This window comes from Corynebacterium halotolerans YIM 70093 = DSM 44683 (genome assembly GCF_000341345.1).
GTDB classification, from domain to species: Bacteria; Actinomycetota; Actinomycetes; order Mycobacteriales; family Mycobacteriaceae; genus Corynebacterium; species Corynebacterium halotolerans.
Window position 1 is genome coordinate 1,745,949 of the sequence record NC_020302.1, and the last position, 21,872, is coordinate 1,767,820.

Sequence of the window (21,872 nt, forward strand, 5' to 3'; positions counted from 1 at the left end):
CTAACGCCGAAACCTCCAATGTCCACGATCAGCCGTGGATGAGCTGCAGTATCGGCGTGGAGGCGGCTTCCGTTCCCGGAACAGGGGCTGTGGTGGTCGGTACCGCCGGTTCCCACTCGCCGGAATCATCCGGAGTCCGGTACATCTGCACGGCACTCATGCCTGCGGCGACGAGTGCGAGCACCGCCAGTACGGCGAGAATGATCCTGACGGAGCGCTTATTACGCATCGAGGCCCTCTCGAAGTCAGCGGCGCCCCGTGCCGTCCCCGGTTCTGCGGGACGTCACGGGGCGGACCAAGCGGCGGAGACGAATCTACTTCAGCGCCTCAAGGGCGGAGTCGTAGTCCGGCTCGGTGGTGATCTCGTCGACGAGCTGGGTGTAGACGACCTTGCCGTTCTCATCGGCGACGACGACCGCGCGGGCGAGCAGACCCTGCAGCGGGGAGCCCTCGAGGGTCAGGCCGTAGTCCTCACCGAAGGAGGTACGGAAAGCGGAACCGGCGGTGACGTTCTCGATGCCCTCGGCCTCGCAGAAACGGCCCTGGGCCATCGGCAGGTCCTTGGACACACCGACCACGACGGTGTTGTCGAGTTCGGAGGCCAGTTCGTTGAAGCGGCGCACGGACGCCGCGCACACGCCGGTGTCGAGGGAGGGGAAGACGTTGAGGATGACACGCTTGCCGGCGAACTCCTCGTTGGTGAATTCCCCGAGGTCCGTGCCGACGAGGGTGAAGGACGGGAGCTGGTCGCCCACGTTCGGCAGCTCGCCGACGGTGGACGTTGCGGTGTTCTGGAAGTTAACGGTAGCCATGGCCCCCAGCGTAGAGATTCCGCCCACACCCCGCCACGGAACCGGCCGCGCCCCACCCGATGGTGGTGGTGGGCTCCGCACAGTCCCCCTCCCGCTAGACTTGCCGCAGACGTGCCACAGGGTACGGCCCTGAAACCGCGACCGGGAGGATGATCCAACGGTGACCAGCAACCAGCAACGGGGCGAGGAGGCCCTCTCAAAGCTCGAGCGGGAGCTCAAGAGCCGCGACCGCGCCGAGAAGTCGAAGCCGCTCAAGGTGGTCCTCGCCTCGGCGGTCGCCATCCTCGTCATCGTCGGCGGCATCTTCTACGCGGCCACCCGCTCCAGCGACGAGGAGGTCGTCGCCGAGGACGAGACCACCTCGGCGACCGAGACCCCGGAAATCGAGACGCTGGCCATGGAGCGCGAGACCCCGCTGCCGGAGACCATCACCTGTGAGTACCCGGCCGCCGGGGAGGCCGCCCGGGGCGCCACTCCCCCGGAGCAGACCGAGGACATCCCCACCACCGGCACGCTGAACGTCACCCTGGCCACCAACCAGGGCGAGATCGGCATGGAGCTCGACCGTTCCACCGCCCCCTGCACCGTCAACGCCATCGAGCACCTGGTGGAGACCGACTACTACGACGACACCGTCTGCCACCGCCTGACCACCTCCGGCATCTACGTCCTGCAGTGCGGCGACCCGACCGGCACCGGCTCCGGTGGCCCGGGCTTCCAGTTCGCCAACGAGTACCCCACCGATGAGATGGAGGACACCTCCACCCCGGTGATCTACCCGCGCGGCTCCATCGCGATGGCCAACGCCGGCGCCGACACCAACGGCTCCCAGTTCTTCCTCAACTACCAGGACTCGACCCTGGCCCCCAACTACACCTACTTCGGCCAGATCAGCGAGGAGGGCCTGGCCACGCTCGACGCCATCGCCGCCGCGGGCGTCGAGGGCGGTGCCGCCGACGGCGCGCCGGCCGAGGAGGTCCGCATCGAGACCGCCACCATCGGCTAGGCCTCACCGGCCTTCGTCAGGCGGTGCCCCGGAGTGTTCCGGGGCACCGCCGTTTCCGATTCTTGACCCGACGGGTTCGTCCAGCTTCCTGCCCGGGCTGTCCGGCCAGAAAATGATCTCCGGGGGTAAATGCAGGTCACCCCCTGAAAACCGGAGCGGTGAAATACTGGTATATCTGTTGCACACCAGTTGGTTGCCAGTTAATGTTTATGCTGTTGTAATCGATTGTCGTCCATCTAAGGATCTGACTGCCATGAAGCTGTTCTCCCGTAAGGGCCTGGCCGCTGCCGCCACCACCGTCGCCCTGACCGCCACCGCTCTGACCGCTCCGGCCATGGCGCAGGACGAGACCACCTCTGTCGAGACCACCTCTCCGGCCGCGACCACCTCTCCGGCCGACGAGCCGGACAACGACACCCCCGAGCAGGACGAGGACACCCAGAACACCGTCACCGTCACCGCTGAGCCGGGTTCCTCGCTGTCCTCCGAGGACACCGACCCGGATGACATCCAGGACTGGATCGGCGTGTTCACCACCGTCATCGGTGCCCTGTCCGCTCTCTTCGTCTTCATGGACCGCCACGTCATCGAGGACTAGGCGCTCGGCGCGGACAGCGCGCTCAGCTTCCAGCATCACCGCCCCCGGTGTTCGACTGCACCGGGGGCGGTTCTGTTGTCTCTGAAGATAAGCCGGTGCCCTGCCCTGTTCCCCGCTCTGCTCCCGACGGGACGCCCGTCCCCTCAGTGAGTGGGACAGCACAAGGCCGGGCGCCTCCCTTGCCCTGCGCGGGGAGACACCCGGCCTTGTCAATGATGGACGTGTCAGGCCCCCATTCCGAAAGACGCGGTTAGCGACCGATCAGGGCGTTGATCTGAGTCTGGATGTCACCGAGGACGTTCGGGACGAAGAACTGCACAATGCCCAGCGCCGCAGCCAGGCCGGCGAGAGCGCCGGTGATCAGGCCGAGGAAGCCGGCGGCAGGCTCCTCGGAGGAGAGGCTCGGAGCGGAGGAGCCGTTGTCTGCACCGTTGTCGCCATCATCAGGAAGCTCGGCCGCCTCGAGCGGGGCGACGACGTCGGTACCGGTGTCAGTGGTGATGATCAGCGGCTCACCGGTGTAGTCCTCGGGGATGGTCAGCTCGACGGTGGCACGACCGAACTCGCCGAAGCCGGCGTCCGCTTCAGTGGTGGAGGTGTCGATCGGAGCGTTCACGGACGCAGAGCCCAGCTGGACGGTGACCTCGTCGGCCATCGGCTCGCCCTCGGAGGAGTAGTTCAGGGACGACAGGTGCACGGTGACGGTCTCGCCCGCGACAAGATCTCCCTCAACGGAGACACCGACGTCGGCCTGTCCGCTGCGGGGGGTCACGTCCGGGTTGGACTCGAGGTAATCGATGAAAGCCTGGACATCAACGACTCCTGCGTTAACCAGATTCTGGACTTCGGCTGGGCCGATGAGGGCGTCGCCGCCCTCAAAGAGGAAGGTGGAGGCTGCAACGGTGTACTCAGTGTCCGGATCCAGCGGCTCGCCGTTGATCATCGCACCGATGACGCGTTCACCCTGCGGCGCGGTCGGATCGTAGGTGTAGCTGAAGTTGTCGGAGACGCCCAGCGCCAGACGGGCGTGATCCTCGGAACCGACCCACTGGTTCTCCAGGGCATTGATGATCGCCTGGCCCGTCATCGTGGCGTAAGCCACGTCATTGCCGAAGGGCTGGACATTGAAGGCTTCCTGGTAAGTGATCTCACCGGCCGCCAGATCGTCACGGACACCACCGGCGTTCATCAGGCCCAGATCCATGTTCCTGCCGGTGAAGTTCTCCATGGATGCGCGGGTGGCCTCGGCGATCAGGTTGTTCAGGGTGGACTCGACACCACGGTTGGAGCCGGAATCCGCCCCCGGGTTCGAGCCGCGGGTGAAGGAGTGCTCGATTTCCGCGACGACCTCCTGACCGGCCTCATCGGCCTGTGCCTTGGCGTCGGCGACGGTGGCCTCCACCTCGGCGTCGGGCTCCAGGGCCAGGCTCGCGAAGTCAGTGGCGTCGTACTGGGCAACCTCGATATTCACAAGCTCACCGCTGTCCAGGTCAAAGGTGAAGTCCATGTCGTTGAGGACCTTGCCGTACTCATGCCCCTGGGCGTAGGCGAGCGGCAGTGCGCCCTCGCGCTCGATTTCATCGACGTAGCGCTGGTGACTGTCGCCGCCGAAGAGGGCGTCGACGTCGGCGTTGAAGCCGTCGGCGAAGGCCGAGGCGTCCTCGTGCATCAGGGCGATGACGACGTCCGCCTCCCCGGACTCCTTCAGGCGGGTGGCCTCGTCATTGGTGGCCTCGACTGGGTCGGTGAAGGTGATGCCCTCGATCGCGGCCGGGGACACCTTGGTGGCGGTGGCCTGGGTGACGGTGCCGACGAAGCCGACCCTGACACCCGACTCGAGTTCGACGACGTGGGAGGCGTCAAGGACACGCTCCTCGCCCCGGTAGACATTAGCCCCCAGGATCGGGAAATCAGACTCCGGCTGAATGCGGCCGGTCAGATCATCCATGCCCCGGTCGAACTCGTGGTTGCCGACGGCGGATGCCTGAACGTCGATGGCGTTGAGGAAGTCGATCGTGAACTGATCGTCGGTGATGGCCGACACGAAGGCGGAGCCGCCGACATTGTCGCCCGAGGTGGTCATCACGTATTCCTCGTCCCGGTTGACGTACTCGATCAGAGAGGCCAGGTTGGCCGCACCGAGTTCGTCGCCCTCCTCGACCGGATCACTGAAAGCCGGCTCCAGGTGCCCGTGGAAGTCGGTGATGTTGGAGACGGAGAACTCGACGGTGTTCTCCTGGGCTGCGGCGAACGGCACCACGGACAGGGCGACGGCAGTGGTGGTCGAGGCTGCGATGAGGCGGCCCATACGGCGGAACTTGGTCACGGGGAAACTCCTGAAAGATGACGAGCGTATAACGGTCGTCTCTTTTTAGCGGTTATGTCCACAAAGTTCTCGACAGAAATTCAGGTAACCTGCAGCTTTCACCAATGAGGTCCCAAAAATTCATGCCGCCGTCACCTCCGGCACCCCACGGGTTCAGCGGGGCCACCGAAAGGTAACCTCATTTCCCGCCGCTTTCCCTCCGACCGGCCCGCCCTGCCAGCGTCCGCTCAGCCACGCGTCCCGGAGTCGTCGAAACGCGACAGGTCGCACCGGTCCGCGATGCCCAGCTCCCCGAGGAACTCCAGCATGGTCCGCGCGATCGTGCGCCGGCTCTCCGGCCTGACGAACTGGTGGCCCTCGCCCTCCACGATGAGCACGCGGGGCTCCACTCCCCTGGCCCGCAGCGCGTCGGCCATCTGCCCGGACTCGGTGGGCGGCACGTTGGTGTCGCCGTCGCCGTGGATGAACAGCACCGGCGAATCGAGGTGCTCCACCAGATTCAGCGGGGAGATCTGCCTGAGCAGTTCACGGTCGTGGAGCGGGTAGCCGTACTTCGGGTAGGCCGCCGAGGCCAGCCACGGCTCCGTGCCCGCGAAGTAGGTCTCGAAGCTGGTCATGCCGCAGGCGTCGACGACCGCGGCGAACAGCCCCGGGAACAGACAGCCGGTCAGCAGCGCGAGGTAGCCGCCGTAGCTGCGTCCGCCGAGCGAGATCCGCGCGGGATCGGCCACCCCGGCGTCGATGAGGAACTGCGCGGTGTCCACGACGTCCTTGACCGCGGCCAGTCGGCCGTAGCGGTCGTCGGCGTGCTGGAACGCCCGGCCGTGCCCCTTCGAGCCCCGGATATTCGGGGTGAACACCGTGACCCCGGAGTCGGTCAGGGCGGTGAGGATGTCATGGTCCACCGGGCGCGACTGGCCCTCGGGGCCGCCGTGGAGGTGGATGTGCACGGGCTGGGGATCCGCGGCCCCCTCCGCTCCCTCCGTGGGCCCGTAGCCGCGGTAGAGCCAGCCGGAGAGCTCGAGGCCGTCCCGGGCGGTGTAGTGGACCAACTCCGGCAGGTCGCTGGCGCGGGCGCGTTCCGCCAGCCGGGCGGCGCGCTCCGGGTCCAGCGAGTCCACCTGTCCGATGTCGGTGTACATCACCTCGACGCTCCTCGGCAGGTTCGGTCCCTCCACGGTCAGGGCCAGCAGTCGGCCGTCACCGGTGATCGTCAGATCGGAGGCGACCAGGCCCGGCAGCTCGACCGGCCGACGCATCAGCACCGCCTGGTGCTCATCCAGCGTGAGCAGCTCGAGGGCGGAGACGCCGGCCTGGTTCCACAGCACCGCGGCGGTGGTGCAGTCCTCGCTGATCACGAACTCGTCGACGTCCGCCTCGGGGCTGGCGATCAGTTCCGTGGCGGTGACCTGCTCGCCCGTCACGCCCAGGCGCAGGATGCGCTGCCGGTCGCCGCCGTGGTCACTGCACACGATGACCGCCAGCTCGTCCTCGCCGGCGCCGGTCGCGGGCAGGATCACCCCGCGCTCGGTCATCGAGCCGGGGTCCGGGGGCAGCAACGGCAGCCAGCGCCCGTCCGGGGTGGTCAGCAGCAGTTCCCGGCTGCCGCGGGGGCCGACCCGCATCAACGCGTGCCCGCCCTCGGCGGCGACCAGCAGCGAATCGGTGCGGCGGTCGAGCACCCGATAGGTGCTCGACCGCGGATCGACGGAACGCGCCTCGGTGATTCCGTCCGCGGTGACGGCGTCCATGGCCAGCCGGTTGCCGTCCCACTCGACGAGCGTGGTCTTCACGTCGTCGGAGGTGTGCAGCATGCGTGCCGTACCGGACGCACCGTCGGTGGCGACGATCCAGGTGGTCAGCCGCTCACTACCCCGCGGGGAGACCTCGCAGGCGATCCACTCCCCGTCGGGCGAGTGCAGCACCCGGGTGACCGGGCCGGTGCCGGTGGCCGGCAGCCCCACCTCCCGCTCGACGCCCAGCCCCCCGGCGTCGAGCGTGCAGCGCACGGCGTACGGGTAGCCGCCCTCCCGGACGAGATAGGCGATCGACGAGCCGTCCGGGGCCAGGGAGGGGGCGTAGGTCTGCCGCATGACGCAGCCGTCAGGCCGTGACCCGGTAGACGTCGAAGACGCCCTCGGTGTTGCGCAGGGTGGTCATCAGCTGGCCCAGCTGCTTGGTGTCCGAGACCGAGAAGGTGAACCGCACGGTGGCGATGTGGTCGTCGGAGGAGTGCGAGTTCAACGCGATCACCGACAGCTTCTGCTCGTGGACCACCCGGGTCAGCTCGAAGAGCAGGCCCGCCCGGTCGAGCGCCTCGACCTGGAGGGTCGCGGCGAATGCGCCGGCGGTCGCGCCGGAATTCTCCGCGGCCCAGGCGACCCCGATAATGCGCGCCGGCTCCCCGCGCAGCTTCTCCGCGTTCGTGCAGTCGGTGCGGTGGACGGACACTCCCCCGCCACGGGTGACGAAACCGAAGATCTCGTCGCCGGGCACCGGCTGGCAGCACTTGGCCAGCTTCGCCATGACGTCGGGGCTGCCCTCGACGAGGATGCCGTTGCCGGAGTCCAGCTCCGCGGCGACCTTCTTCCGGGAGCTGATGATCTCCGAGATGGGGGTGCGCGCGGCCAGGGCGTCGACGGCGTCGTCCTGGTCGCCGAAGATGGCCATGAGCCGGTGGGCGACGTGCTGGGCGGAGACGTTGCCCGCACCGATGGCGGTGTAGAGGGCGTCGACGTCCGGGTAGTGCAGCTGGGTGGCCACCGTCTTCATGGACTGGGCGGTGAACAGCCGGTGCATCGGCAGCCCGCCGCGCTGAACCTCGGCCGCCAGGGCGTCACGGCCGGCCTCCAGGTGCTCCTCGCGCATCTCCTTGGCGAACCACTGCCGGATCTTGGCCTTGGCCCGCGGGGAGACGACGAAGTCCTGCCAGTCCCGCGAGGGACCGGAGTTCTGGTCCTTGGAGGTGAAGACCTCCACGCGGTCACCGGACTTGAGCTTGGACTCCAGCGCCACGAGCTTGCCGTTGACCTTCGCGCCGATGCAGCGGTGCCCGACCTCGGTGTGCACGGCGTAGGCGAAGTCCACCGGCGTGGACTCGGCCGGCAGGTTGACCACGTCCCCCTTGGGCGTGAACACGAAGATCTGCTTGGCCGTCAGGTCGTAGCGCAGCGAGTCGAGGAACTCGTTCGGGTCCGCGGCCTCCTTCTGCCAGTCGAGCAGCTGGCGCATCCACGCCATCTGATCGACCTCGGCCTGGTCACCCTTGTGGTTGCCCTTGGTCTCCTTGTAGCGCCAGTGGGCGGCCACGCCGAACTCGGCGTTGTAGTGCATCTCGTGGGTGCGCACCTGCACCTCGAGCGGCTTGCCGCCCCCGGCCATCACCGTGGTGTGCAGGGACTGGTAGACCCCGAACCGCGGGGAGGAGATGTAGTCCTTGAAACGGCCGGGCAGCGCCGCGTACAGGGCGTGGACCACACCGATGGCGGCGTAGCAGTTGTTGACGTTGTCGACGAGGATGCGGATGCCCACCAGGTCGAAGATCTCATCGAAGTCGCGGCCGCGGACGATCATCTTCTGGTAGATCGACCAGTAGTGCTTCGGCCGGCCCATCACCTCGGCGGTGATGTTGTTCTCCTTGAGCGCGGCGGTGACCTGGGTGGTGATCTCCTTGAGCGCCCGGTCACGCGAGGGCGCGCGGTCGGCCACCAGGCGGACGATCTCGTCGTACTTCTTCGGGTAGAGGATCGCGAAGGACAGGTCCTCGAGCTCCCACTTGACGCTGGCCATGCCGAGGCGGTGCGCCAGCGGGGCGATGACCTCCAGGGTCTGACGGGCCTTCTTGGCCTGCTTCTCCGGCGGCAGGAAACGCATGGTGCGCATGTTGTGCAGGCGGTCGGCCACCTTGATGACGAGCACCCGCGGGTCCTGCGCCATGGCGACGATCATCTTGCGGATGGTCTCCGCCTCCGCGGCGGCGCCGAGGGCCACCTTGTCGAGCTTGGTCACCCCGTCGACGAGCCGGGCGACCTCCGCGCCGAACTCCTCGGTCAGCTGCTCCAGACCGTAGTCGGTGTCCTCGACGGTGTCGTGCAGCAGCGCGGCCACCAGCGTCGTGGTGTCCATGCCGATCTCGGCGCAGATCGTCGCCACCGCCAGCGGGTGGGTGATGTAGGGATCACCGGATTTGCGCAGGACGCCCTCGTGGAGCCGCTCGGCCGTGTCATAGGCGCGGCCGAGCACCTCGATGTCGGTCTTGGGGTGGAACTGCCGGTGGATCGACAGCATCGGGTCGAGCACCGGGTTCGTCTTGGCCCGGCTGCCGGTCAGCGACCGCGCGAGCCGGGCCGACATGCTGCGCATGCCGGCCGTCGACCGGGTCCTGGGGCGTTCCTGCGTCATTGTCCGCCTCGCTCAGTCCTGCAGGGCAGGCTCGTTGATCACCACCAGAGGCACGTCCGTGAGCCGCTCACGCCCGCCGAGTTCGGCGACCTCGAGGACCACCACGTTGCCGACGACCTCGGCTCCGCAGGATTCCAGGAGTTTGCGGGCGGCCACGAGAGTGCCTCCGGTGGCCAGGACGTCATCGACCAGCACGACACGCTTGCCCTCCAGGCGCGCGCCGTCGGCCGGGATCTCCAGTGCGGCGGTGCCGTACTCGAGGGCGTACTCCTGGGTGTGCACCGGCGGCGGGAGCTTGCCCCGCTTACGGATCGCCAGGATGCCCAGACCCAGGTTGTACGCGACCGCGGATCCCAACAGGAAACCGCGGGCATCGAGCCCCCCGATCAGGTCGGCGCTCAGCTTCTCGGCCGCCTCCGACAGCTCATCCACGACGATATGGAAAGCGTCCGCGTCGGCGAGCACCGGCGTCAGGTCCTCGAAGAGCACCCCGTCCGCCGGGAAATCCCGCACATAACGGATCTTGTCGGCGAGCGCCTCGCGGGCGTCACCGTACTTATTCAGTCGCTTCTGGGTCTCTTGCGGCACCGTTGTCCTCACTACTCACTTGCCATCGGTCCATGTTCCAGCCAATGCCGGCCAGTCCCGTGTACACCACTACGTTACCCACCTCACGGTCGATCACGAACGTCCGGGGCTGGGCCGCCAACGGGATCGACGGGACCCGCTCCCACAGCTCGGTCTCCGTCGCCCGCAGCTCCTCGACCGTCGTCGCCCGCGCGGACGCGGTGTCCGCCTCCGCCATCGGGTCCACGGCCATCAGGACGGCGTCGAGCGGACCCTGCTGGACCTGCTGCTGGCCCCACTGTCCCACCGTCACGCGGGTGAGATCGCCCAGGGCGTCGCCCTCGGTGGAAGCGTCGACCACGGTGATGCCCGCCGGCTCGCACGAGGCCCGGATCGCCTCGACCATCGCGGCCTTGCGTTCGTTGGGCCCCACGTAGCCGATGCGCACCGTCGTTCCGGCCAGCGCGCGGGCCCGCTCGAGGTCGACGGCCAGATGTGGATCGGTGATGTCCGCCAGCTGGTAGCGCACCGGGTCGTCGTGGGTGACGGAGTGCACCCCCACCGCGGGCACCTCGACGCCGGAGACCCGTGACGACGCCGCCGCCACCGCCTGCTGGTCGACGCAGGCGGCGAAGGCCTGCCGCGCCCCCGGGTAGCTGAACACGCCGGCGTCACCGAGCAGCAGGAAGTCGGTGAGATCCCCGACGCCGCTCTCGATCTCGTAGGGGTTCATGGGATCGTCCCGGTTGACCCACTCGGGCGTGGCGTCCGGCACGTCGGCCACGCGCAGCGTGCCCTCGTCCGCCAGCTCGGCGGCGTCTGTCCCGCGCGGCCACATCACCAGCCGTCGCAGGTTTGCCTGGTCGCCGAAGTAGTTCTCGTTGCGCACGAGGGAGACCTCCCCGTGCTCCCCGACGCCGTCGATGATGAACGGCCCGGAGGAGACCTGCAGCTCGGGGTTGAACTCCCGCAGGGAGAAACCGTCGCGCCAGATGGGGGCGAACTCCTGGAGGGTGGCGTAGTCCTCGTTCTGGAGGGCGGTGACCAGCTCCTCCTCGGACAGTCCGACCTGCCGCGCGATCACGTGCGAGGGCAGGACCGTGCCGGGGCCGAAGAGGTGGCGCCACCGGCCGCCCTCACCCTCCTCGAAGACGACGGTGAAGCGCTTGTCCCCCGGCAGGCAGTCCATCCGCTCGATCTGGTGGGTCAGGGGCAGGTGCGAGCCGAACAGGTCCTCCATCACCCCGGCCTTGTAGTGGAGCAGGAAGTCCGTGCAGGTGATCGGCGTGCCGTCGGAGTAGCGCGCCTGCTCGGTCAAGGTGTAGATGACCTGCCGGTTGGCCCCGGGCAGGACCTGGGTCTGCACCAGGTCGGTGTTGGGGATCATCTGGCCCGCGGGCCCCGACACGAACACCGCCGGGTAGAGGCGGCCGGAGAGCAGCTGGGCGTTCGTCGACACCCCGAGATTGCTGGCGGCGTTGGCTGTCTCCAGCGGGGCGTTGACCAGGTAGCCGAAGTGCTCCGCCGTCTTCGTCGCGGACGGCTCCTCCGGCCCCGTGGAACAGGCGGTGAGGGTGATCAGCGTCAGCGCCGTGAGCACCGCGAGGACCGCGCGCCCGGCCCGGAGGCCGGGCCGGTGATGGTGTCCGTGGTCGCGTCGGCCCCGGGAACGGCGGCCCGGGCCGATCCCCGGGATTCCGGACGCCGTGGATGTCACTGTGCACCCTCCTTGTGACTGGGTTGCCTGCGCCGCACTCCTGGTGCGGGAGACTGACCCGCTCAGTATACGGTTGCTGATGTGTAACCAATAACGACCCCGATCCCCGCCGTTCCGCGGTGCGGGGACGGCAGGGATCGGGGTCGGTGGGACGCTACCGGGCTCAGCGGCGGTTCGGGCGCCAGCTCGCGCCGACACCCGGGCCGTCCGCGGTTCCCGCGGTGCCGGAGTCCGGGCGGGGGTCGGCGGGCCGGGCCGGGCCGGGGGCGGCGACGGTGCGCTTGGGGCGGGCGTCGTACCCCTCGGTCCCGTCGCCTTCGGTGCCGTCGGTGATCTCCTCACCGCGTCGGTGGGCCTCCACGGCAGCGGTGTGCGCGCGGACGTCCTTCCGGCGGGTCATGAGGGTCACCAGGATCGGGGTGGCCAGGAAGATCGAGGAGAACACGCCCACGACCACGCCGATGAACTGGATGAGCGCCAGATCCCGCAGGGTGCCCACACCCATCAGCCACACGGCGACGACCATCAGCGCGATGATCGGCAGGGCCGAGATGACGGAGGTGGAGATCGAGCGCATGATCGTCTGGTTGACGGCCAGGTTCGCCTCCTCCGCGTAGGTCCTGCGGCGGGTGTCGAGCACGCCGGCGGTGTTCTCGCGCACCTTGTCGAAGACGATGACGGTGTCGTAGATGGAGAACGCCAGCACGGTGAGCAGGCCGATGACGGTGGCCGGGGACACCTCGAAGCCGATCAGGGCGTAGATGCCGGCGATGACGACGCCGTCGACGGCCAGGCCGAGCATCGCCGCGGCGGCCATCTCCCGCTCCAGCCGGAGCGCGATGTAGATGAAGGCGAGGACGAGGAACACGGCCATCGCGATGAGCATGCGCTGAGTGATCGTCGAGCCCCACGACTCGGAGACGGTGGAGTCGCCGATCGCGTCGGGGCTGGGTTCGCCCTGCGCGTTGAGTGGCTGGTGCTCCTCATAGATGGCCAGGCGCGCGGACTCGATCTGGTCCTGGCCCAGCCGCTCGGAGTTGATCTCGAGCGTGCGGCTGTCACCGGCGCCGACGATCTGCGTCAGTTCCGGGGTCACGCCGGTGGCCTCGACGAAGGTCTCCTCGACCTCCTCGGCGACGAGATCGCCGGCCGGCATGTTCATCTTGGTGCCGCCCTCGAAGTCGATGCTCAGGTCGAAACCCCGGATGCCGATGGCCCCGATGCTGATGACGAGGAGGGCGGCGGTGATCCAGTACCACAGACGGGAGCGGCCGATGAAGTCGACGCCGCCTTCACCGGTGTAGAGGCGGCTGAACACGCCGTGCTTTCGGGACGTGGCGGTGGTGCTCATGCTATTTCTCCTCGCTGTTCTCGGTGGCGGAGCCCTGCGCGGGGGCCCCGCCCCGTGGGGCGTCGGAATCCGTCGCAGCGGAGGCGCCCACGGTGACCGGCTCCCGGGCCGGGGCGGCGTCCCCTCCCCCGCGCTCGGCGCGCTTCTCGGCCGCGAGCTCGAAGACCTTGCCCATACCGTTGACCGACGGCCTGGCGAAGAAGGGGTGGCGGGAGGCCAGCAGCATCAGCGGCGCGGTGACCAGGAAGGTGACCACCAGGTCGAAGACGGTGGTCAGGCCGAGGGTGAAGGCGAAGCCCCGCACCTCACCGACGGCCAGGAGGTAGATGACCACGGCGCCGATGAGGGTGACCATGTTGCCGGTGACGATGGTGCGCTTGGCGCGGTCCCAGCCGCGGTGGGCGGCGGACCGGAAGGTGCGGCCCTCGCGGACCTCGTCCTTGATGCGCTCGTAGAGCACGACGAAGGAGTCGGCCGCGGCGCCGATACCGATGATCAGACCGGCCACGCCCGACAGGTCCAGGGAGTAGCCGATCCAGCGGCCCAGGAGGACGAGCAGACCGTAGGTCAGGAGACCACCGGTGGTCAGTGTGATCAGGGAGATGAAGCCGAAGATCCGGTAGTAGGCGAACACGAAGATCGCGATCAGGATCAGGCCGACGACGCCGGCGATCAGGCCGGCCTGCAGGGAGGCAGCGCCCAGGGACGGCGGCACCGACTCGGCGGTGCCGCCCGGCTCGCCGTCCTCACCCGCGAACGACAGCGGCAGCGCGCCGTAGCGGAGGTTGTTGGCCAGCTCCTGAGCCTCCTCCTGCGTGAACTGTCCGGTGATGGAGGTCGCCGAGCCGACCGGGGTGACCGACTGGATGACCGGGGCGGAGATGATCTGGGAGTCCAGGGTGATGGCGATCTGGCGCTGCAGGTACTGCTGGGTCAGGTTCGCCCAGGTCTCAGAGCCGTTGACCTCGCCGTCGGTCTTGAAGGCGAAGCTGATCTCCATCTGGCCGCTCTGTGCGTTGAAGCCACCGGTGATCGGGCGGTCGGTGTCGATCTCATTGCCCGTCAGGCGGGGGCCCTCGGGGTCCTCCACGCCCGACAGCAGCGGGGCCGGGTCGAGGATGTAGACCTGGCCGGTGGACGGCTCGCAGGTCACCAGCGGCAGTGCCGGGTCGTCGGAGCCGGCGAGCGGATCCGTCTCCCCGGTGCACTGCATCAGTGCGCTGGCCGCGGCCTGCACGGTCGGATCCTCGGACTGGCGGTCCTCGCGCAGCATCTCGGTCGTCGCCTGGCGGCGGTCGGCGGCCTCGAGGGAGTTCGCCGGTTCCGGCAGCGGGGTGGCGTCGACGGCCGGGGCCTCGACTTCGGCGGCGCCCTCCGGCTGCTGACTGTTGAGGGCGTCGATGACGGTGGTGATGGAGCTCTCCGCCTGCTCCGGGGTGATCACCCCGTATTCGACCCAGTTGTTGGCTATCTCACCGAGCGTCTCCGGCAGCCGCGCCATGTCCGGGCTGGCCGGGGTGGCCACGGGGCGGAACAGCAGCTGAGAGGTCTGGCCGACGGCCCGCGCCTGGGAGGTGTCCTCCCCGGGAACGGTGATCACGAGCGTGTTGCCGTCGGTGACGACGCTGGCGCCGGAGACGCCCATGCCGTTGACACGGTTCTCCAGGATCACGCGGGCCTGGGACAGCTGTTCGGGGGTCGGTTCCTGACCCTGCGGGACGAGTGTCACTCGGGTGCCGCCCTGCAGCTCGATGCCGAGTTTGGGCGTCACGGAACGGTCGCCGGTGAAGAAAACGAGGGCGTAGACCACGGCGACGATGAGCACGAACAGTGCCAGCGCGCGCTTCGGCCACGTCTTCCGGCCACCCCCGTTAGCGGGGCGTCTGGGTGAAGCGGACAATGAGGTTTCTCCTCTGGGACAAATACCCCCGGCCGGAACGGTCCACGGGACCGGCGGCACGGGGTGGGGGTCGCCGCGCGGATCGACGCCCGGGCGACGTGCGGTTCGACGATGTTGCCCGCCCGCAGGGGGCGAGTGCACAACCGACCATGCTACGTCATGCCTCCCCCGACGGCGCGGCGCGCCCCGCGCTGCGACACCGGCGGGGCGGCGGGCCAGGGGTGGTCAGGGTCGGGTTAGCGCGGGTTCTCCGGGTGGCCGTAGTCGCCGCGCTCGTCCGGGTTGCCCGGGTTCTGCGGGTTCTCCGGGTGACCGTCGTTGTAGCGGTCGGGGTACATACCGGGCTGGGCCTCCCCGGGCTGACCGGACTGGCCGAGCTGGCCGGGGGCGCCGGGCACCTCGCCGGCCGGGGTGGCGTGACGCACGACGGCCATCTTCTCCATCGTCACCTCGACGCCGGGGCTCAGCTCCAGATCGACCTCGGTCTCCCGGATGCCGGCGACGGTACCGTGCAGGCCGGCGGCGGTGACCACGCGGTCACCGATGTTGAGGGAGTTCTGCAGGGTCTGGATCTCTGCCTGCCGCTTGCGCTGGTTGCGCATCATGAAGAAGGACGGGAGCAGGAACACCGCGAGAAGAATGAGGATGAGAATAAGGTCCATGGTGCACCAGTGTGCCAGACCGGGGACGGGGCCCACCAATCCCGCGCCGCCGCTGTCCCGTCGGATCGCAGCAGGTTAACCGGGACGTCAGAACAGTCCGAGCGTCCCCTCCGGCGGGGTCAGGCCCAGGTGGTGCCAGGCCGCGGCCGTGGCCACGCGGCCACGACCGGTGCGGGCCACCAGGCCGGCGCGGACGAGGTAGGGCTCACAGACCTCCTCGACGGTCGCGGACTCCTCGCCGACGGCGATCGCCAGCGATCCCACGCCCACGGGACCGCCGCCGTGCCCCTTGATCAGCGCCTCCAACACAGCCCGGTCGAGGCGGTCGAGCCCGAGCTCGTCGACGTCGAATATCGCGAGCGCACCCTGGGCGGCGGCGAGATCGATGTGGCCGTCGGAGTTGACCTCGGCGAAGTCCCGCACGCGGCGCAGCAGCCGGTTGGCGATACGCGGTGTACCGCGGGAGCGGGAGGCGATCTCGACGGCCGCGTCCACGTCGATGGGCACGTCCAGGATGGCGGCCGCACGGGTGACCACGCGGGTCAGGTCGTCGCTGCCGTAGAACTCCATCTGGGCGGTGAACCCGAAGCGGTCGCGCAGCGGCCCGGTGAGCATGCCGGAGCGGGTGGTGGCCCCGACCAGTGTGAACGGCGGGATCTCGAGCGGGATGGAGGTCGCGCCCGGCCCCTTGCCGACGATGACGTCGATGCGGAAGTCCTCCATCGCCATGTAGAGCATCTCCTCGGCCGGGCGGGCGATGCGGTGGATCTCGTCGATGAAGAGGACGTCGCCCTCCATGAGGTTCGACAGCATGGCCGCCAGGTCACCGGCCCGCTCGAGGGCGGGACCGGAGGTCATGCGCAGGCTGGTGCCCAATTCCTGGGCGATGATCATGGCCATGGTGGTCTTGCCCAGGCCGGGCGGGCCGGAGAGCAGGACGTGGTCGGGCACCACTCCCCTCTTCCTCGCTCCGGTGAGCACCAGCGAGAGCTGGTCGCGGACCTTCGGCTGGCCGATGAACTCCTGCAGGCTGCGCGGGCGCAGGGAGGTCTCGGCGTCCTGTTCACCGGGGTGCTGGTGGGCGTCGACGGGGGCCTCCGGCGCGCGGGTGAGCGGCAGGTCCTCCGGCAACTGGAACTCGGTGCGTTCGATATCCGACATCGGCCTTCCCTTCTACTTACGGCCCAGCTCGGACAGCGCCGCGCGCAGGGCCGCGGCCGTGTCCAGTTCCGGCCGGGAGGCGAGCACGCCCTCGACGGCGGGCTGGGCGACCCGTTCGGTGAACCCGAGTCCGATGAGCGCTTCGGTGACCTGCTCGGCGACCGCCTCCGCGCCGGCCGACAGCGGGGCCGCGGTGGTGCCGTCGTCCGCCCCGGTGCCGGGTTCGGGGGCGAAGGCGGCGACCTTGTCCTTGAGCTCGACGACCATGCGGTCGGCCATGCGCTTGCCGACGCCCGGGATGCGCTGCAGGGCCTTCGCATCGCCGCCCCCGATGGCCTGGGACAGCTCGGGGGTGGTCAGCACGGACTGCGAGGCCAGCGCCAGGCGCGGGCCCAGGCCGGTGACGGTCTGCAGGAGGTGGAACATCTCCCGGGTCCCGTCGTCGGTGAAGCCGTAGAGCGTCATGGAGTCCTCCTTGACGACCAAGCTGGTCAGCACCGTGGCCTCCTCCCCGCGGCGCAGGCCGGACAGGGTCAGCGGCGTGGCAGTGAAGCGGTAGCCCACGCCCGAGCACTCGATGACGGCGTGGTCGAGACCGACGGCGATGACGGGACCGCGCAGGGAGGCGATCATGGACGGACTCCTTCAGGGTGGGTGGACTGGGGGCTGAGCGCTTCGGCGGTGCGGGCCAGCAACGGGGCCCGCCAGCAGTGGCAGACCGCCAGGGCGAGTGCGTCGGCGGCGTCGGCGGGCTTCGGCGGCTCGGACAGGCCGAGGATGCGGGTGATCATGACGGTCATCTGCTTCTTGTCGGCCCGCCCGTTGCCGGAGATGGCCTTCTTCACCTCGGAGGGGGTGTACATGTGCACCGGGATGCCGCGCTGGGCGGCGGCGAGCATGAGCACCCCGACGGCGTGGGCGGTGTTCATCACCGTGGAGACATTGCCGCGCTCAAACACGCGCTCGATGGCGACGACGTCGGGACGGTAGTCGTCCATCCACTCGTTGACCGCGTCCGACAGACGCAGGAGCCGTTCGGCGAGCTCGGCGCCCGCCGGGGTGCGGACCACGCCGACGGCGACGGGGACGACGGCGCGGCCGCGGCCGGCCTGCGCCACGGACAGGCCGCACCGCGTCAGGCCGGGGTCGATGCCCATCACCCGCAGTCCCTCGTAACTCACCCGCTGCCCACCTCCGCTCATCACAGCACCATTATTAGCACACTTGTCCTAACTTGCCCGCAACGACGCGCGCCCCGGCGGCCGCTGGCTGCGGCGCCGGGGCGCGGGGCGGGGAGAACTGCGGGTCTCAGGCGTCGAGCTCCGCGAGGACCTCGTCGGACAGATTCATGTTGGTGAAGACGTTCTGGACGTCGTCGGAGTCCTCGAGCGCATCAATCAGCCGGAAGATCTTCCTCGCCTCGTCGGCCTCCAGCGGCACCTCGACGGAGGCGCGGAACTCCTGGTCGGAGTCCTCGACCTCGATGCCGGCCTCCTCCAGGGCGGTCTTGACGGCCTGGATGTCGGTCGGGGCGCACACCACCTCGAACTGCTCGCCGAGATCGTTGACCTCCTCGGCGCCGGCCTCGAGGACGGCCATGAGGACGTCGTCCTCGCCCAGCTCGCCCTTGTTGACCACGACGACACCGGTGCGGGTGAACATGTAGGACACCGAACCGGACTCACCCAGGTTGCCGCCGTTCTTGGTCATGGCGGTACGCACCTCGGTGGCCGCCCGGTTGCGGTTGTCGGTCAGGCACTCGATGAGCATGGCGACGCCGTTGGGGCCGTAGCCCTCGTACATCAGGGTCTCCCAGTCGGCGCCGCCGGCCTCCTCGCCGGAGCCGCGCTTGCGGGCACGCTCGATGTTGTCGTTGGGGACCGAGGCCTTCTTGGCCTTCTTGATCATGTCGTCGAGTGTCGGGTTGGCGGCGGGATCCCCGCCGCCCGTGCGGGCCGCGACCTCGATGTTCTTGACGAGCTTCGCGAACTCCTTGCCGCGCTTGGCGTCATTCGCGGCCTTCTTGTGCTTGGTGGTCGCCCACTTGGAATGGCCTGCCATCTCAACCCTTTCTCTCGCCCGCACCGTGCCGGCTCAACCCGTGAAAGGTATAAGGGAGCGGCAGGTGCGCTCAAATCTATGACTCGACCGATTATACGCAGCCCCGCCCGACCCTCCGCACGGACGCCTGCGCGACCCCTGCCAACACCTCACGGGTGGGTGTAGCCGGTGTCGCCGACCAGGGCGGCGAAGTAGCTGTGCAGTCTGGTGTCGCCGGTGACCTCGGGGTGGAAGGAGGTCGCCAACACCGTCCCCTGACGCACCGCCACCACGGCGCCGGCGGCGGGGCCGTCGGGCACCGTCGCCAGCGTCTCGACGCCCTCGCCGACCCGCTCCACCCACGGCGCGCGGATGAACGCGGCGGGCATCGGGGCGTGGGCCTCCGCCACCCCGGCGACCTCGAGATCCGCCTCGAAGGAGTCGACCTGCCGGCCGAAGGCGTTGCGGCGGACCGTGATGTCGATCGCGCCCAACTGGTGAGCGTCCGCACGGGTGTCGAGCACCTCGGTGGCCAGGAGGATCATGCCGGCACAGGTGCCGAAGGCGGGCATGCCGTCGGCCAGTGCCTGCCGCAGCGGCTGAAGCAATCCGCCGAGGTCGAGCAGGCGGGAGATGGTGGTCGACTCCCCTCCCGGCAGGATCAGCCCGTTAATCCCGGCGAGCTGTCCGGGCCGGCGTATCTGCCGGTGTTCGACGCCGCATACGTCGAGGGCGCGTTCATGCTCGCGCACACCGCCCTGTACGGCGAGGACGCCGATCATTCCTTTTCCTCCAGCGTGTTAATCGGAATGGCCTTGGCGCCGGAGCGCAGGGTGCGGGTCAGCCCCTCCTGGGTGACGATGGCCACCAGATTGCCGGAGCGGTCGAAGATCCGGCCGTGGGTCAGCGCGCGCCCGCCCGAGGCGGACGGCGAGATCTGGTCGTAGAGCAGCCAGTCATCGGCCCGGAAGGGCCGCAGGAACCACATGGCGTGGTCGAGACTGGCCATCTGCACCTCGTGGCCGGGGTGCGGCACCAGGGCCGAGTGCAGCAGCGTCATGTCGGACATGTAGGCCAGCGTGCACACGTGGAAGGTGTCGTCGTCCGGCAGCGGCCGCTTGGAGCGGAACCAGACGACCTGCTGGCTGACGGCGAAGCGGTTGTGCTCGTACCCGCCGTTCGGCACCACCCGGATATCCCAGTCACCCCACTCGTCGAGCAGCGCCCGCGAGCTCGCCGGCAGGGTCTCCCGGCCGTTGCCGATCTCCTCCGGGGCGGGAACGTCGCGCATGATGTCGGAGTGCTCCGGGCCGTCGTCGTCCTGGCGGTGGAAGCTGGCCTGCATGGAGAAGATCGTCTCGCCGTCCTGGACGGCGCTGACCTGCCGGGACGAGAAACTTCGGCCGTCACGGATGCGGTCGACGAGGAAGATCGTCGGTTCCGAGGCCTTGCCCGGCGCGACGAAGTAGCCGTGCAGTGAGTGGACGGCCTTGTCCTCGACCGTGCGGGTGGCGGCGACCAGGGCCTGGGCCGCGACCTGCCCGCCGAAGGTGCGGGTGAGCTCGGATTCGACGGCCGGGCCGCGGTAGATGTCCCGGTCGATCCGTTCCAGGCCGAGGATGTGTTCAATGTCGCTCAAGGAGGGCCTCCTTTGTGATATCCGGTGATATCCCCCGGGCCACCTTACCGCGGCCAGGTCGCGGCCCCGCGCCCCGTCCCCGCGGCCATTCGGTTCCGCGGGGGTGGAACGGTAGCATCACGGTCATGACCTCGTCCGTGAGCCCGAAGACCCCGACCACCGAGCAGCGCGGTGCCGTGAGTCCGAAGACGCTGCACCGCATCGCCGCCACCATCGAGATGGTCACCTGGACCCTGCTCATCCTCGGCATGATCCTCAAGTACAGCGGGGTGACGGACGGGCTGGTGCCGATCGCCGGCCCCATCCACGGCTTCGGTTTCCTCTGCTTCGCCGCCATCACGGTGCTGCTGTGGGTGAACAACCGCTGGTCCCTCGGACTCGGTGTCCTGGGGCTGTTGGTCTCCGTGATTCCGTGGGCCGCGCTGCCCTTCACCCTGTGGGCGGATCGCAGGGGCCACCTGGACGGCGGCTGGCGCTATCTGGGCACCGACGACAGGCCGGCGAACATCGCGGACTGGGGACTGGCCCAGATGGTGCGCCACCCGGTCCGCACGATCCTCATCGTGCTGGTGATCATCGCGGTCGTCTTCACCCTGCTGCTGAACATGGGCCAGCCCTACGATCCGGACGCGATCGTCGACACCGTCAGCTGATTCCCGCTCCCCGGGAGCATGAAACCCGCCCGCCCTTTCGGGGACGGGCGGGTTTCCTGATCCCGGAGCGGTCGGTGTGCCGCCGGTGGTCCTTCCTACCAGCCGCGCTCCGCCAGTCGGTGCGGGACCGGGATATCGTCGACGTTGATGCCCACCATGGCGTCGCCGAGACCGCGGGAGACCTCGGCGACGGTGTCGGGGTCGTCGTAATTCTGGGTGGCCCGGACGATGGCGCGCGCCCGCCCGGCCGGGTCGCCGGACTTGAAGATGCCGGAGCCGACGAACACACCGTCAGCGCCCAGCTGCATCATCATGGCGGCGTCCGCGGGGGTGGCGATGCCGCCGGCGGTGAACAGCACGACCGGCAGCTGGCCGGTCTCGGCGACCTCGCGGACCAGCTCGTAGGGCGCCTGGAGCTCCTTGGCGGCGACGTAGAGCTCGTCCTGGGCCATCGAGCGCAGGCGGTTGATTCCGGCGCGGATGGTACGCATGTGGGTGACGGCGTTGGAGACGTCACCGGTGCCGGCCTCACCCTTGGAGCGGATCATGGCCGCCCCCTCGTTGATGCGGCGCAGGGCCTCCCCCAGGTTGGTCGCGCCGCACACGAACGGCACAGTGAAGTCGAACTTGTCGATGTGGTTGGTGTAGTCGGCCGGGGTGAGCACCTCGGACTCGTCGATGAAGTCGACGCCGAGGGACTGCAGGACCTGCGCCTCGACGAAGTGGCCGATCCGTGCCTTCGCCATGACCGGGATGGAGACGGCGTCGACGATTCCGTCAATCATGTCCGGATCCGACATGCGGGACACCCCGCCCTGGGCGCGGATGTCGGCGGGGACCCGCTCGAGCGCCATCACGGCGGTGGCCCCGGCGTCCTCGGCGATCCTCGCTTGCTCCGGGGTGACGACGTCCATGATGACGCCGCCCTTGAGCATCTCAGCCAGGCCCCGCTTCACGCGGGCGGTACCGTGGGTCGGCTCGATAGTGGTCACGGTGCGTGTTCTCCTTTATCGCAGTGATTGGACCACCGTTACTTTAG

20 protein-coding genes are annotated in these 21,872 nt (G+C 68.9%); 3 read left to right on the top strand and 17 right to left on the bottom strand.

Going from position 1 to position 21,872, the window contains the following annotated elements:
• Positions 1-28 precede the first annotated feature (28 nt).
• The gene (locus A605_RS15295) at positions 29-229 is read right to left on the bottom strand and encodes a hypothetical protein (protein ID WP_015401025.1); all 201 of its coding nucleotides are present in this window, start codon (positions 227-229) and stop codon (positions 29-31) included.
• 85 nt (positions 230-314) lie between these two features.
• Positions 315-812: a thiol peroxidase gene (gene tpx / locus A605_RS08125; RefSeq protein ID WP_015401026.1), complete on the bottom strand. Its 498-nt coding sequence runs from the start codon at positions 810-812 to the stop codon at positions 315-317.
• A 160-nt stretch (positions 813-972) separates the two neighbouring features.
• On the opposite strand from tpx, the gene A605_RS08130 reads away from it, so the two are divergent.
• Positions 973-1,818: a peptidylprolyl isomerase gene (locus tag A605_RS08130; protein ID WP_015401027.1), complete on the top strand. Its 846-nt coding sequence runs from the start codon at positions 973-975 to the stop codon at positions 1,816-1,818.
• A 253-nt stretch (positions 1,819-2,071) separates the two neighbouring features.
• Positions 2,072-2,416: a hypothetical protein gene (locus tag A605_RS08135; RefSeq protein ID WP_015401028.1), complete on the top strand. Its 345-nt coding sequence runs from the start codon at positions 2,072-2,074 to the stop codon at positions 2,414-2,416.
• Positions 2,417-2,666: 250 nt separating this feature from the next.
• Here A605_RS08135 and A605_RS08140 read toward each other — a convergent pair whose 3' ends face one another.
• The 14 genes from A605_RS08140 to A605_RS08205 form a co-directional block, all read right to left on the bottom strand.
• Complete coding sequence (locus tag A605_RS08140) at positions 2,667-4,742, bottom strand: bifunctional metallophosphatase/5'-nucleotidase (protein ID WP_015401029.1); 2,076 nt, start codon at positions 4,740-4,742, stop codon at positions 2,667-2,669.
• A 227-nt stretch (positions 4,743-4,969) separates the two neighbouring features.
• The gene (locus A605_RS08145; protein WP_015401030.1) at positions 4,970-6,835 is read right to left on the bottom strand and encodes an alpha/beta hydrolase family protein; all 1,866 of its coding nucleotides are present in this window, start codon (positions 6,833-6,835) and stop codon (positions 4,970-4,972) included.
• A 10-nt stretch (positions 6,836-6,845) separates the two neighbouring features.
• The gene (locus A605_RS08150; protein WP_015401031.1) at positions 6,846-9,143 is read right to left on the bottom strand and encodes a RelA/SpoT family protein; all 2,298 of its coding nucleotides are present in this window, start codon (positions 9,141-9,143) and stop codon (positions 6,846-6,848) included.
• 12 nt (positions 9,144-9,155) lie between these two features.
• Positions 9,156-9,731, bottom strand: a complete 576-nt coding sequence (locus A605_RS08155; protein ID WP_015401032.1) for an adenine phosphoribosyltransferase — start codon at positions 9,729-9,731, stop codon at positions 9,156-9,158.
• Positions 9,700-11,427, bottom strand: coding sequence for an ABC transporter substrate-binding protein (locus A605_RS08160; RefSeq protein ID WP_015401033.1), 1,728 nt, complete (start codon positions 11,425-11,427; stop codon positions 9,700-9,702). Before A605_RS08160 ends, A605_RS08155 begins: the two co-directional genes overlap by 32 nt.
• Positions 11,428-11,590: 163 nt before the next feature.
• Positions 11,591-12,778, bottom strand: coding sequence for a protein translocase subunit SecF (gene secF, locus A605_RS08165; protein WP_015401034.1), 1,188 nt, complete (start codon positions 12,776-12,778; stop codon positions 11,591-11,593).
• A gap of 1 nt (position 12,779) precedes the next feature.
• Positions 12,780-14,678 carry a protein translocase subunit SecD gene (gene secD, locus A605_RS08170; protein WP_149029402.1) on the bottom strand — a complete coding sequence of 633 codons (1,899 nt, stop codon included), beginning with the start codon at positions 14,676-14,678 and terminating at the stop codon, positions 12,780-12,782.
• A 236-nt stretch (positions 14,679-14,914) separates the two neighbouring features.
• Positions 14,915-15,340 (bottom strand): preprotein translocase subunit YajC, encoded by a 426-nt coding sequence (gene yajC / locus A605_RS15030; protein WP_015401036.1) that lies wholly within the window; start codon positions 15,338-15,340, stop codon positions 14,915-14,917.
• Between the two features lie 87 nt (positions 15,341-15,427).
• Positions 15,428-16,501 (bottom strand): Holliday junction branch migration DNA helicase RuvB, encoded by a 1,074-nt coding sequence (ruvB, locus tag A605_RS08180; protein WP_015401037.1) that lies wholly within the window; start codon positions 16,499-16,501, stop codon positions 15,428-15,430.
• Between the two features lie 12 nt (positions 16,502-16,513).
• Positions 16,514-17,134, bottom strand: a complete 621-nt coding sequence (gene ruvA, locus A605_RS08185) for a Holliday junction branch migration protein RuvA (protein ID WP_015401038.1) — start codon at positions 17,132-17,134, stop codon at positions 16,514-16,516.
• Positions 17,131-17,682, bottom strand: coding sequence for a crossover junction endodeoxyribonuclease RuvC (gene ruvC / locus A605_RS08190; protein WP_015401039.1), 552 nt, complete (start codon positions 17,680-17,682; stop codon positions 17,131-17,133). The genes ruvA and ruvC overlap by 4 nt, the downstream gene beginning before the upstream one ends.
• Positions 17,683-17,809: 127 nt before the next feature.
• A complete protein-coding gene (locus tag A605_RS08195) occupies positions 17,810-18,562 on the bottom strand; it encodes a YebC/PmpR family DNA-binding transcriptional regulator (protein WP_015401040.1) in 753 nt (250 codons plus the stop codon).
• A gap of 149 nt (positions 18,563-18,711) precedes the next feature.
• Positions 18,712-19,323: a pyridoxal 5'-phosphate synthase glutaminase subunit PdxT gene (gene pdxT / locus A605_RS08200; protein WP_015401041.1), complete on the bottom strand. Its 612-nt coding sequence runs from the start codon at positions 19,321-19,323 to the stop codon at positions 18,712-18,714.
• The gene (locus tag A605_RS08205; RefSeq protein WP_015401042.1) at positions 19,320-20,180 is read right to left on the bottom strand and encodes an acyl-CoA thioesterase; all 861 of its coding nucleotides are present in this window, start codon (positions 20,178-20,180) and stop codon (positions 19,320-19,322) included. Before A605_RS08205 ends, pdxT begins: the two co-directional genes overlap by 4 nt.
• Positions 20,181-20,356: 176 nt before the next feature.
• Here A605_RS08205 and A605_RS08210 point away from each other — a divergent pair, with 176 nt between their 5' ends.
• A complete protein-coding gene (locus A605_RS08210; protein WP_027004131.1) occupies positions 20,357-20,833 on the top strand; it encodes a DUF3817 domain-containing protein in 477 nt (158 codons plus the stop codon).
• A 95-nt stretch (positions 20,834-20,928) separates the two neighbouring features.
• Here the strand turns inward: A605_RS08210 and pdxS are convergent, their stop codons facing one another.
• Positions 20,929-21,825, bottom strand: a complete 897-nt coding sequence (pdxS, locus tag A605_RS08215; RefSeq protein WP_015401044.1) for a pyridoxal 5'-phosphate synthase lyase subunit PdxS — start codon at positions 21,823-21,825, stop codon at positions 20,929-20,931.
• Between the last annotated feature and the right edge of the window lie 47 nt (positions 21,826-21,872).